This is a genomic window from Parabacteroides sp. CT06 (assembly GCF_002257605.1).
In the GTDB taxonomy this organism is placed as follows: domain Bacteria; phylum Bacteroidota; class Bacteroidia; order Bacteroidales; family Tannerellaceae; genus Parabacteroides; species Parabacteroides distasonis.
On record NZ_CP022754.1, the window covers coordinates 184,910 to 201,095 of the forward strand.

At 44.1% G+C, this 16,186-nt stretch carries 16 protein-coding genes and 2 pseudogenes; 3 read left to right on the forward strand and 15 right to left on the reverse strand.

The window, feature by feature from the left end:
• Positions 1-6 precede the first annotated feature (6 nt).
• From glgP to CI960_RS23820, 11 genes are all read right to left on the reverse strand, one after another.
• Positions 7-2,565 (reverse strand): alpha-glucan family phosphorylase, encoded by a 2,559-nt coding sequence (gene glgP / locus CI960_RS00595; protein WP_005654457.1) that lies wholly within the window; start codon positions 2,563-2,565, stop codon positions 7-9.
• 27 nt (positions 2,566-2,592) lie between these two features.
• Positions 2,593-4,839: a cation:proton antiporter gene (locus CI960_RS00600; protein ID WP_005825801.1), complete on the reverse strand. Its 2,247-nt coding sequence runs from the start codon at positions 4,837-4,839 to the stop codon at positions 2,593-2,595.
• Between the two features lie 13 nt (positions 4,840-4,852).
• A complete protein-coding gene (gene pfkA, locus CI960_RS00605) occupies positions 4,853-5,839 on the reverse strand; it encodes a 6-phosphofructokinase (RefSeq protein WP_005825800.1) in 987 nt (328 codons plus the stop codon).
• A gap of 22 nt (positions 5,840-5,861) precedes the next feature.
• On the reverse strand, positions 5,862-6,359 hold the full coding sequence (locus CI960_RS00610; protein WP_005825799.1) for an RNA polymerase sigma factor: 498 nt from the start codon (positions 6,357-6,359) through the stop codon (positions 5,862-5,864).
• 101 nt (positions 6,360-6,460) lie between these two features.
• Positions 6,461-6,889: an Hsp20/alpha crystallin family protein gene (locus tag CI960_RS00615; RefSeq protein ID WP_005825798.1), complete on the reverse strand. Its 429-nt coding sequence runs from the start codon at positions 6,887-6,889 to the stop codon at positions 6,461-6,463.
• A 75-nt stretch (positions 6,890-6,964) separates the two neighbouring features.
• On the reverse strand, positions 6,965-7,714 hold the full coding sequence (gene gpmA, locus CI960_RS00620) for a 2,3-diphosphoglycerate-dependent phosphoglycerate mutase (protein WP_005825796.1): 750 nt from the start codon (positions 7,712-7,714) through the stop codon (positions 6,965-6,967).
• 13 nt (positions 7,715-7,727) lie between these two features.
• Positions 7,728-8,777, reverse strand: coding sequence for a class I fructose-bisphosphate aldolase (locus CI960_RS00625; RefSeq protein WP_005825795.1), 1,050 nt, complete (start codon positions 8,775-8,777; stop codon positions 7,728-7,730).
• 28 nt (positions 8,778-8,805) lie between these two features.
• Complete coding sequence (locus CI960_RS00630) at positions 8,806-9,288, reverse strand: ferritin (protein ID WP_005859444.1); 483 nt, start codon at positions 9,286-9,288, stop codon at positions 8,806-8,808.
• Positions 9,289-9,338: 50 nt separating this feature from the next.
• Positions 9,339-9,986, reverse strand: a complete 648-nt coding sequence (locus tag CI960_RS00635; protein ID WP_005851956.1) for a MarC family protein — start codon at positions 9,984-9,986, stop codon at positions 9,339-9,341.
• A 102-nt stretch (positions 9,987-10,088) separates the two neighbouring features.
• On the reverse strand, positions 10,089-10,541 hold the full coding sequence (locus CI960_RS00640) for a ferritin-like domain-containing protein (protein WP_008777875.1): 453 nt from the start codon (positions 10,539-10,541) through the stop codon (positions 10,089-10,091).
• A 160-nt stretch (positions 10,542-10,701) separates the two neighbouring features.
• Positions 10,702-10,911, reverse strand: a complete 210-nt coding sequence (locus CI960_RS23820) for a hypothetical protein (RefSeq protein WP_005654431.1) — start codon at positions 10,909-10,911, stop codon at positions 10,702-10,704.
• 793 nt (positions 10,912-11,704) lie between these two features.
• On the opposite strand from CI960_RS23820, the gene CI960_RS00660 reads away from it, so the two are divergent.
• Positions 11,705-11,980 (forward strand): hypothetical protein, encoded by a 276-nt coding sequence (locus CI960_RS00660; protein WP_151881457.1) that lies wholly within the window; start codon positions 11,705-11,707, stop codon positions 11,978-11,980.
• A 141-nt stretch (positions 11,981-12,121) separates the two neighbouring features.
• Here CI960_RS00660 and CI960_RS00665 read toward each other — a convergent pair.
• Both CI960_RS00665 and CI960_RS00670 read right to left on the reverse strand, forming a co-directional pair.
• Positions 12,122-13,575: pseudogene (locus CI960_RS00665) on the reverse strand (IS1182 family transposase).
• A gap of 190 nt (positions 13,576-13,765) precedes the next feature.
• A complete protein-coding gene (locus CI960_RS00670) occupies positions 13,766-14,071 on the reverse strand; it encodes a hypothetical protein (RefSeq protein WP_005859437.1) in 306 nt (101 codons plus the stop codon).
• A 439-nt stretch (positions 14,072-14,510) separates the two neighbouring features.
• Between CI960_RS00670 and CI960_RS23525 the strand changes: the two genes are divergently transcribed.
• Positions 14,511-14,621, forward strand: coding sequence for a helix-turn-helix domain-containing protein (locus tag CI960_RS23525; protein WP_229031962.1), 111 nt, complete (start codon positions 14,511-14,513; stop codon positions 14,619-14,621).
• A gap of 98 nt (positions 14,622-14,719) precedes the next feature.
• On the opposite strand, the gene CI960_RS00680 is transcribed toward CI960_RS23525, so the two are convergent.
• Complete coding sequence (locus tag CI960_RS00680; RefSeq protein ID WP_005825771.1) at positions 14,720-15,337, reverse strand: FAD:protein FMN transferase; 618 nt, start codon at positions 15,335-15,337, stop codon at positions 14,720-14,722.
• A gap of 81 nt (positions 15,338-15,418) precedes the next feature.
• Positions 15,419-15,610, reverse strand: a pseudogene (locus CI960_RS23530) (site-specific integrase); the annotation flags it as partial.
• Here CI960_RS23530 and CI960_RS00685 point away from each other — a divergent pair.
• Complete coding sequence (locus CI960_RS00685) at positions 15,608-15,781, forward strand: hypothetical protein (protein ID WP_005859435.1); 174 nt, start codon at positions 15,608-15,610, stop codon at positions 15,779-15,781. The pseudogene CI960_RS23530 and the gene CI960_RS00685 sit on opposite strands and share 3 nt — an antisense overlap.
• The last annotated feature ends 405 nt before the right edge of the window (positions 15,782-16,186 follow it).

The following is a 16,186-nucleotide window of genomic DNA, read 5'->3' on the forward strand; positions in this document are numbered from 1 at the left end:
TGTTCATTAAAACCATCGTACATAACAGAAATCTTGCCGGTGAGGTAACAAAGCATTCTTGGGATACATACGGAAGGCCTGCTTGAAGCTTCCGGCGTTGAAAATGCCGGATGTCGCCTTAAAGGTATATAAATTCCCATTCTTGGAAACTGACGAAAGGGGAATTACCTCATATATGTGATCCTGACCGCCTTCATGCCTGATAATGACCGATTCTATTCCGATTGCGTCATCCAGGCCTTTCTCATCAACGACAACCGTCACCTCATATTCCTTTCCGGCTTCAACCGTGGCATTCAGCCCATTCCCAGCCTCTATGGATTTGATTTCTATGGCATCCCATCTGCTCCGGACGTTTGCTTTCCAGTCAGCCATCATTTTCGCCTTCGCAAAGTTGTCGGCTGCCAGAATATGGAAATGCTCTGACAGCTTGTTATAGAACCTGTCATAGTAGTCGTCCAACTGTCTTTTCATGGTAAAATGGGGAGCGATTTGTGCGATTGAGTTCTTGATATACTTGACCCAGTTTTCCGAATAGTTCTTCCCCCCATGCTCGTAATATAGTGGCAGGATGTCATGCTCCAACAAATAATAGATGGCTTCGGCATCCAGCTGGTTTTGGTACTGTTCATTCTGATAAGTACTTTTATCGGTCAGTGCCCATCCGGCATCCTTGCGGTATCCTTCATACCACCAACCGTCCAGCACGGAGAAATTAAGCACACCGTTCATCAATGCCTTCTCGCCCGACGTACCCGAAGCTTCTGCCAACCGCGTAGGGGTATTCATCCAGATATCCACACCCGAGATAAGATGGCGCGCCAGGTCCATGTCGTAATTCTCCAAGAATATGATTTTACCTAAAAATTCCGGGCGCCGGGATATTTCCACGATTTGCTTGATCAGTCCCTGCCCGGCACCGTCATTGGGATGGGCTTTGCCTGCAAAGATGAACTGTACCGGATATTTCGGATTATTCACGATCCTAGCAAGTCGGTCTATATCCGTGAACAGAAGATGAGCCCTCTTATATGTAGCAAAACGGCGTCCGAAACCTATTAGAAGGGCATCGGGATTGAATCTCTCAAAAATGGAAACGCTCAATGCCGGATCAACCTGACTCCTGAGCCAGTCCTTGCTGCATTTGCTTTTGATATAGTCCAGCAATTTTGCTTTCTGTTTTAACCGGGTATTCCATATCTCTTCATCTGGGATGCCATAGACAGCCTCCCAGATTTTCTGATTGGACTGGTCACAGAAAAAGTTCTCATCAAAATTGTCCTTGAAAAGCTTTTTCCATTCTGCCGCACACCAGGTAGGCAGATGTACCCCGTTGGTTACATAACCCACATGGTTCTCTTCCGGGAAGTATCCCTTCCAGATCGGCGCAAACATTTGCTGGGATACCGATTTATGTAACTTGCTGACGCCGTTTACCTCCTGGCAGGTCTTGCAGGCGAAGACAGACATGCAGAAACGTTCCTCCTTGTCTCCCGGATTGTGACGCCCGAGATCCATCAGGTTATCCCAGGTTATACCCAACTTGCCAGGATATCCCTTCATATATTTATTGAAAAGCCCTTCGTCAAAATAATCATGACCAGCGGGTACGGGAGTATGTACGGTATAAAGTGAGGAAGCACGTACCAGCTCCATGGCCTGCCCAAAATTCAAGCCGCCATTTATGTAATCACAAAGCCGCTGGATATTGATCAATGCGGCATGCCCCTCATTACAGTGATATACATCCTTCGTTATACCCAAAGCTTTCAGCGTCATCATCCCGCCTATGCCAAGCAGAATTTCCTGTTTTAGCCGATTCTCCCAGTCACCTCCATACAGATGGTGAGTGATAGGGCGGTCAAACTCGCTGTTGAGTTCATTGTCCGTATCCAGCAGATAAAGGGGGATACGCCCCACACTGGCTTTCCAAACATTGGCATGTACCACAAAACTGTCGGCATAGGGGACGTGGATTACCAGTTGTTTCCCATCCGGTTGCATTACCTTTTCAATCGGGAGCTGCCCGAAATTCTGCGCTTTATAATTGACTGTCTGCTGGCCGTCCATGGAAAGCGACTGGTCAAAATAACCGTAACGGTACAAAAGTCCTATGGCACAAAGGTCCACATTGCTGTCCGACGCCTCTTTCAGGTAATCCCCCGCCAACATTCCCAAACCACCGGAATATATCTTAAGAACTTCATCCAAGCCGTATTCCATGCTGAAATAAGCTATTGACGGGCGCTGGTGGTCCGGTTCCACATCGATGTATTTTTTGAAGGCGGAATAGACGGCATCCATTTTATAGACAAAGTTCTCATCATGTGCCAGCGCTACCAGCTTTTCATAATTTATCCGCTCCAGAAACAATACCGGATTCTGTTCCACCTCTTTCCAAAGTCCCGGGTCCAAATCACAATACAGTTTCTTTACGTCATCATTCCATGTCCACCAGAGATTATGTGCGATTTCTGCAAGCTTCCGCAGTTCTGCAGGAAGATGTGAACCTACTGTAATCTCCCTCCATTGAGGGGTATTTACATTATAACTTGAATATTCCATGACATTTTATATTAAATTAAATAAGTTCTAATCTTTATTCAATCCTTTTATTATTTTTCGTTTACCGACAATCCATACCGTATCATTCTCCTTGAAAATTGTATCAGGGTCTGGATTCATAATATTCACGGTACTTCTCTCTATTCCGATAATGATGCTATCCGATATGTCTGCCTCCCGGATCGTCTTTCCGATCAATGGTGAACCTCCTTCGACAGGAAATTGCCCTATTTCCATCTCATCCTGCGAGGATGTTCCGTTCCCGTTCCTTTCTACCTTCTTTTGCTCCATGGATGTCCGGAAGCTTTCCAACTGCCGGTCCGTACCTACGACCGTAACCTTGTCATATGGATAGAGATGCTCTTCCCCTTGTGGTATATCCAGGCGTTTTTCTCCACGGGTGATTGAAATCACATTTATCTGAAACAAGGTGCGCAGGCTGCTTTCTTTTAATGTTCTGCCCACATATATGGAATCAGGGGATACTGTGAAATCCGCCAAATGTAATTCCTTGAACGGGATATTGCTGCCAAGGGTGGAGCCTGTATCACTTTCTGTAGAAAGTCCATTCCCATCCGTCCCTTGAAAGTTTGCCATAAATTGTCTCTCTATAGTCAGCGACCGTTTCTTGATCCGCTTGGAGAAATAAATGACGGCAATGATAAGGGAAGAAACTACCAGCCCGGCTCCCAAGGCAACATTGAAAAGATGGGTAATGATACTCATCATGATAATCGTGCAAATCAGTATTTTGACAAGTACGATTGATACCAAAGGCCCTCTGTTGAACTTGTTGTCCGTCCAGAGTTTACGGAACTCGGCTGAATTGTTCTTTTTCATGATGATGGCCCATAGAAACGGGGATATGACAAGAAAGATGATGATGAAGCCCAACAAGTTCCCTTCCATTCCCGGCAGACTTTTCCTAATCAAAGGATGCACATAGGAAAAATATAAAGTGATGAAAAAAACGCATACGACCAGATAGAGTGTGACAGACACCAGCATAGACCGGATCAGTTTATGCCAAGTGCCCTGGTGTTTTACAGTCATTGCCCCGGACGTATAGTGTACGAGATAATCTTTCAGGAATCCAGGCATGTGGATGTCTATAAACCGGTATGCCGGTTCCGAAAGCCGTATCATATAGGGGGTAAGAAAAGTCGTTATGACAGATACGGCCACTATAACCGGATAGAGATACTTGTCCGTGACATTCAGACTGACGCCTAAAGATGCGATGATGAATGCGAACTCACCGACCTGTGTCAGTGAAAAGCCGGACTGTATGGCAATTTTCAACGGCTGGCCGGAAAGCAGGACACCAAAGCTCCCGAACAGGACCTGACCGGACAGTACCAGCAATGTCAGGATAAGAATAGGGACGGCATATTCCCACATCATGGCAGGATCGATCATCATTCCCACCGACACGAAAAATATGGAAGCGAACAGGTCTTTTACCGGCTGTACGATATGTGCGATTTTTTCCGCTTCAACGGTCTCTGCCAGCAGGGACCCCATGACAAAGGCTCCCAATGCGGCAGAAAATCCCGCTTTTGTCGCAATCATCACCATTCCCAGGCAAAGTCCCAGAGAGGTTATCAATAAAATCTCGTTGCTGGTGAAACGGCGTATCTTCTTCAGCAGGGTAGGTATCAGATAGATACCCAATGCCGACCAGAAAATCAGGAAAGCGGCCAGCTTCAATATACTTTCCAGCATCTCCTTCCCTTCAAAATGTTTGCCTACCGCCAACGTGGAAAGAATAACCATCATCACTACCGCCACCAGATCTTCGATGACAAGAATCCCCAAGACAATGCCGGTGAATTTCTGTTGGAGAAGTCCCATGTCATTGAAGGCCTTGAATACGATGGCCGTGGACGACATGGACAACATTCCACCCAGAAAAATACTGCTCATGTGGGAGAACCCCATTGCATTCCCCGCTGTATAGCCTATGAACATCATGCCACATACAATAGTGACAGTGGCAACGATAGCCGTAATGCCCACATTTATCAATTTCTTGAACGAAAAGTCCAGTCCCATCGCGAACAGCAGAAAAATGACACCGATGTCCGCCCATATTTTGATATTGGCAGGATCGGAAACAGTCGGGACCAGGGAAACGGAAGGACCCGCCATAATACCGGCTACAATGTAGCCCAATATGACCGGTTGCTTCAGCCACTTGAAAATGACGGTTACAATACCGGCAATAATCAGAATTATGGCAAGATCCGATATTAAAGGAGCAACTTCTGACATATTAACGGTTATTTTAGATCGATAATTCGTTAAGGACCCGGATCAGGCTTTTGTCAATAGGCTTGTCCTTTTTGATTGCCTGGACAAAAGGAACATAAACAATCTCGTTGTTCCGTATGCCTATCATAACATTTCGCTGGCCTTCCATTAAGGCCTGGATTGCGGCTTCACCCAGCCGGCTTGCCAGTATGCGGTCATTGGCACTCGGAGCGCCACCCCGTTGCAGATGGCCCAGGATAGAAACCCTGACATCATATCCGGGATATTCCTTCTTTACCCGGTCGGCGTAATACATGGCACCTCCATTCTTGTTTTCAGGACTTTCGGTCACAATTACGATGCTGCTGTTTTTCGTCTTTCTGAATCCACGTCCGATGAATGTTTCCAACTGGTCCACGTCCGTCCGGTCTTCCGGAATGATGGCCGCTTCAGCACCGGAAGCTATTGCGCTGTTTTGTGCCAGGAAGCCCGCATCACGCCCCATCACCTCGACAAAGAAAATGCGGTCGTGCGAGGTGGCCGTATCCCGGATTTTGTCCACACACTCCACGATGGTGTTCAGGGCCGTATCATATCCTATGGTAAAATCGGTGCCGTACAGATCATTGTCAATGGTGCCGGGCAATCCTATGCACGTCACATCATACTCCTCCGCAAAGATCCGGGCTCCCGTCAGGGAACCGTCTCCACCGATAATTATCAATGCATTGATGTTCTCTTTCTGTATGATCTCATAAGCTTTCTTGCGTCCTTCGGGAGTGATGAAAGTCTCGGAGCGGGCTGTTTTCAGTATGGTACCTCCCCTCTGGATAATGCTGCTTACGTCTTCCGTAGTGAGTTCTTTCACTTCACCGGCAATCAGCCCCTCGTAACCTCTATAAATTCCTTTCACTTTAAATCCGTTAAAAATAGCGGCGCGGGTCACGGCACGGATAGCCGCGTTCATTCCGGAAGCGTCCCCTCCGGAAGTCAGAATTCCTATATATTCATCTTTTTTCATCTATCTCAGTTCTTGTTTTGTTTCATTCTGCCAATATAGCTTTCAGTTTTTTCCGGCAGTGAAAAATACGGCTCTTTATAGTTCCCAAACTCACGCCGGTTCTTTCCGCTATCTCACGGTATTTGAATCCTGACAGGTACATCTCAAAAGGTATGAAATGTGACTCCGGTACACTTTTGATGGCATTACGTATCTTTTCCAGGTCATAGTTCTTGTCCACCTCCTCTGTACGGGACTCGTCCATGATCCGCGAATAATATGCAGGATCGGAGGATATGTACAGGCGGGTATGACCGACCTCCGCCCGGTAACCGTTGATAAACGTGTTGCGCATGATGATAAACAGCCACCCTTTGAAATTCGTGTTCTTGTTGTAACTTTCTTTGTGAAGCATTGCCTTGAGCAGGGTATCCTGCAACAGGTCTTCCGCCTTCTCCCTGTTAGCTGTCAGTTTGTACGCAAAACGGAACAGTTCGTCCTGTACGCCAAGTAGTTCTTTTTCAAAATTGAATTCCTTCATCGGTTGTGCCGGTTCCCTGTTCCGGAAGTGTCTGTTAAAGGTCGGACGGCTTTTCCGAACAAGAAAAGCCTGTCCGACCTTACGACATTCCAGATCTGGAATTATTTAACCTCGATAGCCTTGAAAGTTTTTTGTTTTTCTTCCTCCTTCATTTTCGGGATTTCAATGGACAGAATCCCGTGTTCGACTTTTGCGGAGATCTTATCCTTCTCCACATTTTCAGGCAGCAGGATGGTCTGCTGGAACTTGGAATATGAGAATTCGCGGCGGAGATACTTCTTGTCTTTCTTCTCCTCCTTCTTCTCTTCTTTCTTTTCCATGCAGATTGTCAGGTTGTTGTTCTCGTCAACATTCACCTTGAAATCATCCTTTGTCATTCCGGGAGCCGCCATTTCAACCTTGTAGTCCTTGTCATTCTCAATGACATTGATGGCAGGAGCCGTAACTCCCGTTTTTGCCAGCCACTCATTCTCGAAGAAATCGTTAAAAATACTCGGCAACCAGTTTGAGTTTGTTTTTACAGGTACCATTTTTACCTCCTTTTTTAATTGTTAATAAATAAAATATTCAAAAAGACAATACAATCCAGTCTGATTGACTGACTTTTATCGTCTGATCATACCTTGTTCGGCTACAGCCTTTGTCCGTTTCCGTATCTCTTCCGGGTTTCCAAGGTAGTAGTCCTTGACAAGAACCAGTCTGTCGTCAAATTCAAAGACATAAGGAACCGCCGTAGGCAGGTTCAGGTTGGAAATATCCGTATCGGAAATCCCTTTGAGATGCTTGATGATTCCGCGCAGGCTGTTGCCATGGGCGACTACCAGCAGGCTGTCCTTATACATCAATGCGGGAAAGATGATGCATTCCCAGTAAGGCATGACACGCCCAATAGCATCTTTCAGGGATTCCGTACGGGGAAGTTCCCTATCTGGCACACCGGCATAGCGGATATCCATGCCCGGATTACGGGGATCATCTTTGCCTACCGGAGCGGGAGCCACGTCATAGCTTCTTCGCCAGATGTGTACTTGTTCTTCACCATATTGGACCGTCGTCTCACTCTTATTCAGTCCTTGAAGCATGCCGTAATGCTTCTCGTTCAGCCGCCAGGTCTTTTCAACCGGAATCCAGTCTTCATCCAGCCGGTCCAGGACACAGTTCAACGTTTTTACGGCACGTTTCAAGTAAGAAGTGTAAGCTGCCTCAAAAGAAAATCCGGCCTCCCGTAATGCATCGCCTGCCTTGCAGGCTTCTTCGACTCCTTTCTCGCTTAAATCCACGTCCGTCCATCCGGTAAAACGGTTTTCTTTGTTCCATAGGCTTTCGCCATGACGTAATAACACTATTCTTTTCATGGATACTTCTCCTTTATGCAATGGTTATTGAAGAATCCAGATATACGTCCTGAATGGTGTTCAGAAGTTGAACTCCGTCTTTCATCGGTTTCTGGAAAGCCTTACGACCGCTGATCAGCCCCATACCACCTGCACGCTTGTTTACTACTGCCGTTACGACGGCATCATGCAGGTCGGATTCCCCATGGGATTCCCCGCCCGAGTTGATCAATCCGACACGTCCCATATAGCCATTCGCCACCTGATAACGACAAAGGTCTATCGGATGGTCAGTGGTCAGTTCCGAATACATACGCTCGTTTGTCTTTCCGAATCCGATAGCCTTGAAACCGCCGTTATTGGATGGGAGCTTCTGCTTCACGATATCGGCTTTGATGGTAACCCCGATATGGTTGGCTTGTCCTGTTAAATCGGCAGCGGCATGATAGTCGGTTTCATCCTTTTTGAAGCTGCTGTTTCTCAAATAGCACCATAAAATAGTAGCCATTCCCAGTTCGTGGGCATATTCAAAAGCCTGTGACACTTCTACTATCTGGCGGCGGCTTTGTTCCGAACCGAAATAAATGGTAGCGCCGACAGCTACAGCACCCATGTTCCATGCCTCTTTTACCGTACCGAACATTACCTGGTCGTAGCTGTTCGGATAAGTCAACAGCTCGTTATGGTTCAACTTCACGATGAAAGGAATCTTATGGGCGTACTTACGTGCCACAGCTCCCAGAACTCCGAATGTGGATGCCACGGCGTTGCATCCTCCTTCAATGGCCAGCTTTATGATGTTTTCGGGATCGAAATAAAGCGGATTGGGGGCGAAAGACGCTCCTGCAGAATGTTCTATCCCCTGATCCACCGGCAGGATGGAGACATACCCGGTATTGGCCAAACGCCCGTGCCCGTACAGGGCTTGTAGGCTCTCCAAGGTGCGTATATTCCTGTCGGAATTCATCCATACCTTATCTATCATATCCGGTCCCGGAATATGGATAAGTTGTTTGTCTATCGTCTTACATGTATGGTTCAGGTAGTACTCAGCCTGTCCTCCCAATAAATCTACTATTTTCATCTTATTTATTTTTATTGATTATTCTGGTTTATGACTCCCGTTCACCCAGTTTTGCATCCATAAAAAGGATAGCACTGTCTCCGGCTTTCCTTAGCCGACTAACAATATTGAGTACATTCGCTTCTTCTTCTACCTGCTCACGAACAAATTGCCACAAGAAGTTCTGAGTGGCATTGTCTTTCTCTTCGGATGCTACCTGTACCAATTCATCAATCAGTTTGGAAACATGTTTTTCATGCTCCAAAGCATGTTCGAATACTTCAACAGGGTTACCCCAACCTTGTGGAACCACATCGACCTTGTCCACTTTCGGGGTTGCCTCACGCTTAATCATGTACTCAGCAATGGCATATGCATGCCCGATCTCTTCTGCAGATTGTTTCTGCATCCAGCGAGCCATTCCGGAAAAGCCCTCTCTTTCCAGATAAAAAGACATCGATAAATACAGGTTGGCAGACCATAATTCTGCTGTGATTTGCTCATTCAGGGCATTTTGCAATTTTTCAGTCATGACGAATCAAACTTTTAATGTTAATAATAAATCCAAATTATCTCTCTTCTTTAAGAACAAGCATGGGCTTGTTTCAAAATTTCAATTAATACCGGACGTATCCCGCTGATAAAACATTCCACGGCGATCACCATCAGAATAAGTCCCATCAGTCTCATCATTACATTGTTTCCCGTCTCTCCCAAGATTTTTAAAAGCTGGGTGGACGCGCACAGAATAAAGAATGAAAGAATGCAGACCAAAGCGATTACGCCAAGCAATACTATTTTGAAAGTATATTCCGAAGCATCTTCCATCAATGTTATTCCACTGGAAATCGCTCCCGGACCGCATAACATCGGAATGGCAAGAGGTGTGATGGTTATATCTTTGGAATATTCTTTTCGTTCAGTTTCATTCAGTTTCACATGGGTGAAATGTGCCTGCAACATATCATATCCGATTTTAAAGATGATGATACCTCCCACAATCCGGAATCCGTCTGTTGAGATGCCGAAAAAATGAAACAGGAACCTGCCCGATAATGTAAAAAGGACTAATATGATAAATGCAATGGTACATGCTTTCAAGGCGATACATCTGCGTTCTTTCGTATCCATTCCATCAGTCATTTGCAGGAATACCGGCATCACTCCAAGCGGGTCCATCAAGGTGAATAGCGAAGTGAAACACAATGTTATATATACAAATATATCCATGATGACATATATTTTATTGTCGATTATTATATCGCAAAAAACATACCAGATAGCATTCTGCAATATTAAATTTTGCAGAATATCAATCTTAAATCCATACCGTCAAAAATAAGGTAGTCTCCGTTCGTTTTCCTTGGCGAGGATACGTAATAATTCCATAAATACCGTACTTACATATATACGGTCTGCATACAGCCCGCTGATGAAAGAATGGAAGGACATGTTCACATTCCGGCATAATATGAGAAATGTGTTTACCTGACATGATATGTACTGCTCGTGTTCAAGCAATTCATTCAGGGCATTCAATGGCGTTGTCCATTCATGTGTATCCCGTTTCATTTCATTGATTGCAACACATCCTCCATCATGGCATATCCGATTCATCATCTGATAAACCTTGTTCATATTGTCCTGTGCTTGGGAGTTTAGCCAGGAGCTAAGTATTGGAAGCCGTTCATCTTCAAAATAGACCTGCAATGACAGGTATAAACCGGTTGACCATATTTCTGTATTGATCAACTCATTCATGGCGTTTTCTATTCGTTTATCCATTATCACTCTGAATATTGAAAATCCATTACTAATATTATGTGTTATTCCCTGTATATAAAAATTCCATTCGATTGTGGGTAACCCATAAAACGGAATTCTTAAACGAGGCTTAAATAATAGGATACTTATCCGCATAGACAAATTGTCACAAAAAATAGTGCTATGGTGTCTTTTTGTCTTGTCTTCCTTGCAGAATATCCAATAAGATATCCAGTTCTCTTTCTATTCCTTCAATCTTATCGGAAATACAGTCCAAAGTATTATGGTGCAGACTAGCTTTACAGTCCTGCAACTCTCTTGATAGAGAAAGTACCTGCAACCAAAGTTCTTCCTCTGTGTGACAGGGGGAGTTACTATTATCTAGTACCATAGAAGGAGAAGGCAGAAAAGTGTCTTGGCATGTAATTTGTATGATTATGATAATGAACGGTATGTCCCGAAAGAGACAGGATGGAAATGAAAGGATAGAATATTCCACAAAAGACAGTAACAAACGAAGGGGGGAAGTCGTTGGAGACAGTTGTCTCGCTTTTAAAACAAGTTGCTTTCATAATGTTTATAATAAGCCAACCCTGTTCCCTGGAGTTGTGTTTATATAAAGTTAAGCGTGGGAACTTTGGTATTACCGTTCAGAAGTATCCCCATACTCAACAACATATAATACACAAAGCCCCACGCCTATATATAACAAAAATCTATATAAATAGTACGTGGAGCGTCCAATGTATTATCCAATTGTTGTTTCGAAATTGGGGATTTCCTGAACTTGGATAATGCCTTAACGCTTTACTATAAATCTTCTATTTTTAAAAGACTAATACAAATGTAATAAAAGAAATGAATTCTTTCAAAGGAAATATCTCCTTTTTTAAGGGGTGGCTTAATTTTTCTTCATTAAAAGTCTTAGAATTACTGCCTGCCAAAGCCCGTCACAATTTTTTTGAAATCCTCAAGCTGTACATTAAGCTCTATATAGTACAAGCAGAAAAACAGACCATGATGCCGCAGGCAGTATAGGCCATAACCCACTCTTCCGTGAGTATCTTATCTATTTGACAATAATAAAAATGTAAAGGAGGATAATGGCATGGACAATATTCGTATCCCAATACATATAGGTTAACATATAAGGGAAAATGGTCACGGAGCCCACAAACCGTAGAATGAAAAAATATATTTCCATCGTGCACGGTTTATGCCTCTATCCGGATATTTGGCCGGTGCCGCAAAATGCACAATGTATACTCCATAAAAAACACCAGGGAGGAAAAATAAGTCATACTGAACAACGCCTGTCTGTAATGGGTCATGGATACAAATGGACTACAGATAATGGCTGCAATGGATATAACGATACAATCAAGCACAAAATAATGTACGAACGTGCCTATCAGTTGCATTTGGATGAAGCAGTACCACTTCATGCGATGTTTGGTTAGATTGAGTATGGATATAGGGGCTTAAAAATTAGACAGATACAAATTTACTAAAAAAGGAGAGGCTGTCTCAAAAGAGGTGTTTACAAACTTACTTTTGAAGATTTCATCCTTTCAAACTGCTTTTTCGTTGCCATAAGCCTCCTAAGAGGCTACTTTTGCAAGATTATATGCTATGGCTAGCAGGGCGAACTCAATTTCAACCTTCTTAAATCCACGAAGATGGAACCTCTTGAAGTGCTTGTTGTTCTTGAGGTTTCCAAATACGGCTTCCACATCCTGTGGTCGCTGACTGCGATATTTCAGACCTTCATCAGAGAGTAGCTTTTCACGTTCTCTTTCCTTGATTTTCCTCAGACGGTGATTTACCTGTACAATCCTTTCCGAGCGGCTTCTGTAGCACCGGCATCTTAACGGGCAGTCCTTATAGTTACGTGCCTTGTATCTTGATATGGTCTGCACAAAACCGTTGTTTGTTACCCGCCTTGCATCGGAGAGTCTTTCCATTCTCTGTCCCGTAGGACAATACATGCCGTCGGTTTCTTCGTTATGAAAATAATTGTACTTTATAAAGGTTTCAATGCCATGTCTGAAAGCATACAGATAGTTCTCTTCACTTCCGTATCCGGCATCACAGACAGACACGTCAGGGTATCTGCCGTAGAGGGAATGGAAATCATCCATATGCAGAGGATAGGTGGAGGTATCGCCCAACACTGATGGATGGTATAGTTCAGAATGAACTGTTTATTGGTACTGAACTGGGGATTGTATCCGGGTTTGAGTTGTCTGTTCTTCATATGGTCATCTTTCATGCGCATGAAAGTAGCATCATTGTCTGTCTTTGAGTAGCTGTTACGTCCGTCAAGTATCTTTCCCTGCGATTCATATTTCTTGAGCTGTTCAGGCCATGACTTCCTTACACGTCTTACCTTCGCTTTCATCTTCTTGTCAGCATCCACTCCATTCAGGGCATCATCTATCTGCCCGAGTGCCTTTTCCACTTTCTCCGGGGTGATATCCTGATAGGCAACCGGAGCGGAATCACGCAGTTCCTGCTTGGTGAGGGACTCGGCGTATTGCCATATCTCCTCAAGCTGTTCCGCGATTCTGGATATGCGGGTATGTATAGATTTGCCCCCCAGACGAACGTATAACGGTTGGCGTTCACCTCCATCTTCGTCCCGTCAGTACAGGCCACATCCAGACTTACAAAACCTTCCGCCACGAGAAACTTTACAATGGTTGCAAATATCGTCTTCAGCACATCCTTTAGCCGGCTGCTGCGGAAACGGTTGATGGTATTATGGTCAGGAGTTACATTGCCGGTAAGCCACATGAAGCGTATGTCATTACGACAGAACTCTTCTATGCGACGGCTGGAATAGATATTACGCAAATGCATAGACAAGAATCTGAAGCATCATGCGTGGGTGGTACGCAGAACAGCCTTTAGGGGAATACTTACGGTAAAGTGCTTCAAGGTTTATCTGTTCAATGATGCGGTGAACAACCCGGACCGGATCGTTCCGGGGAATAAAATCGCCTAAACATGGAGGTAAAAGCAGATTATCGTTGGATGTGTAACTTTTAAACATTATCTTTGGGATATCTTACTTGATGCCCTAAGATACAAAAAATTAGGGAGATGGGCAAGTTCTGGCTGAGCGAAGTTAGGGCTTACCCGATTTTTTGCAGACACAAAAAAGGCCATCCCAAAGTTTATTTGAGACAGCCTTGTTTATTTTATGTGCAAATGTAACTGTTATCCTAAATAACCATTCAGAATTATTTCAGCATTTCACCTTTTTCGTTGAAAAACACAACGCTTTCGGTTCCGACGGCATCAACCAAAGTTACTTTATAAGTCTTTACGCCATCTTCTGCCACTTCTACGGCTGCTTCCTTAATGGTGGATTCAGCATAGTCTTTCTTGATGGCGTCCTGAACTGCCTGCGGGAGTTCCTTTATATCAATCGGTTTAAACTCGTTCACCATTGCAACGATTTCAACATCTGATGCCATGTTGTTAGCGAATGCTACTGAACTACCTAATCCCATTACCAGTGCTACTGCAAACAATACCTTTTTCATAATGCTAATTATTAAATTGTTAAACATCTTATCGTCTTACGCTAAAGAATAGACAATCACCGTGCCAAATAAATGGATATTTATCATATTGCTGTAAAACAGACCCTTATGAATTATTCATATTGCATAATGCAAATGTCTGATGGGCATTTTTTCTACAATGATGTGGAATGCGATACACATGGCTACACATGGTCTAACGACTGTGAATAAGAGAGTTGAGACGTTAAAATCATGCAGACGGCATGCGAAAGGAGTCGTAACGAAAATAATCTCTCCATTACGGCTCCTGGTTATTATCCTTCTACTGTTAAAAAGTAATATCCAATTTCACCATGAATGTTATCGAACGATAGCCGCACTCCTTGCTCAACAGGTTGTTCACCATAAACTGGAAAGCGACTCCCTTTGTCACTTTCACGCCGAAGTAATTGCGTATATGTTCGTAAAGGAGATAGCCCATTCGCTGGGATTTGAAAATACGGCGTTCTTCACCCAATTCTTTAAACGGTTCACCGGCTCTACTCCGCAGGAATATAGAAAACATTAATCTGCCAGATACCTTTTCATTCGCGGCGAGTACTCTGTCCGGTAGTTTCCGCAACTGTCCGTATAGATAATGAAATTGTCAATTTCCGGATGCTCTTTCTACAACTGACGGGCTTTGCGGCTCCCCAACGTCATAAAGGCCGTTGCATAGGCATCAGCAAGCATGCACTGATGGGCAATAATTGTAGCACTCAATATATCCTTTTGAACCGGATATCCTGTTATCGGATTGATGGCATGAGCGTATTTCCTTCCATCTTTCAGATAGAAATTACGGTAGTTGCCGGAAGTTGCGAGTCCCAGCCGTTCCGACAGTTGCACAATTTGTTCAAGCTCGGAGTTTGTTCCGGTACTGTCATCCTTCGGTCTGACAATGCCAATGCACCAATTCCACCCTTGCGGGTTCTTTCCTTTCGCTATCATTTCGCCGCCGATGTCTATCATATAGTTCGATATGCCTTTGCGGTCGAACAAACACGCGATTATGTTACAGATAGTACCGCCGCCGAGCACCGAGAAATTGAGCAGGATGCGGGGATCGTCTTTCATCACACGGTTGCCCTGTAAACGCACTTTTCGGAAGCCTACAAAGTGGCGGATACTGTCTACGAGTTGCGGAGTGATGCTGTCAAACTTTGTAAAGCCAAATCCCCACAGGTTGATAAGCGGTGCACAAGTTACGTCAAATATCCCGCCTGTTTGTTCCGACGCTTGCATGGCTGTGCGGAAAGGATTGCATCAAGTTATATATCTTACGATGTTTTTTGTGCCAAGTGTATCTCTATGTAGAATACATTTCTAATTAGCTAAGCGATATATGAAACTAATCTTATCGAAAATTTTGTCCGTATCTTCTCCGACCTTTGGGTTAATCAGTTCAGCATATATCTGCATAGAAAAGATTGATTTTGTGTCCTAATACTTTTGTAAAGTTTCTTATGGCACGCCTTTTAATATACCCGAAACAACAAAGGTATAATGTCCGATATGAAAAAAACTGGATTTTTATTGAAGCGAATCAATTCTTTTATTATTTTTACCTTTCCTTCCATAACCAACGTGGTGCGCCGTTGCGCCCTGCAGCTGCTCATGTCGAAACAGAAAACACTGGACAAGCAGACGCTGAAGGAAGCCTTACAGAAAGAAACACAGAAAATGTGAAATTATTACGTGGACTCCGACGGACCGCCCTGCTTGTGTTACCGGCTGCCTTGCCCGGGATGAACCTTTGAGATGCAACCGCCAGACAAAGGGGAAGAGGAACACTTCCATACCCGTAACCCGGCAGGACAGTCTTATGCCAGGGACACAACTATAGAAAAAAGGACAGACCTGATAGTAAGATGCGTTTGGCAAAAAAGGAAATGATGAATATTAATAATAGAAAAAGACATTTGTTCCGCAAAGCATACGCGGATATGTACATAAAAGAAGAGAAATATCTTCAAAAGGAGGATTGTTTTCCAGCCCCCCATTACTGGTAGTTTTTAGGAGATAAAGCCTAAGGATATTTTGTTTTTCTCACTTGAAAACCTTATTTTTGCATAACAAAAACGTCCTTTGAAT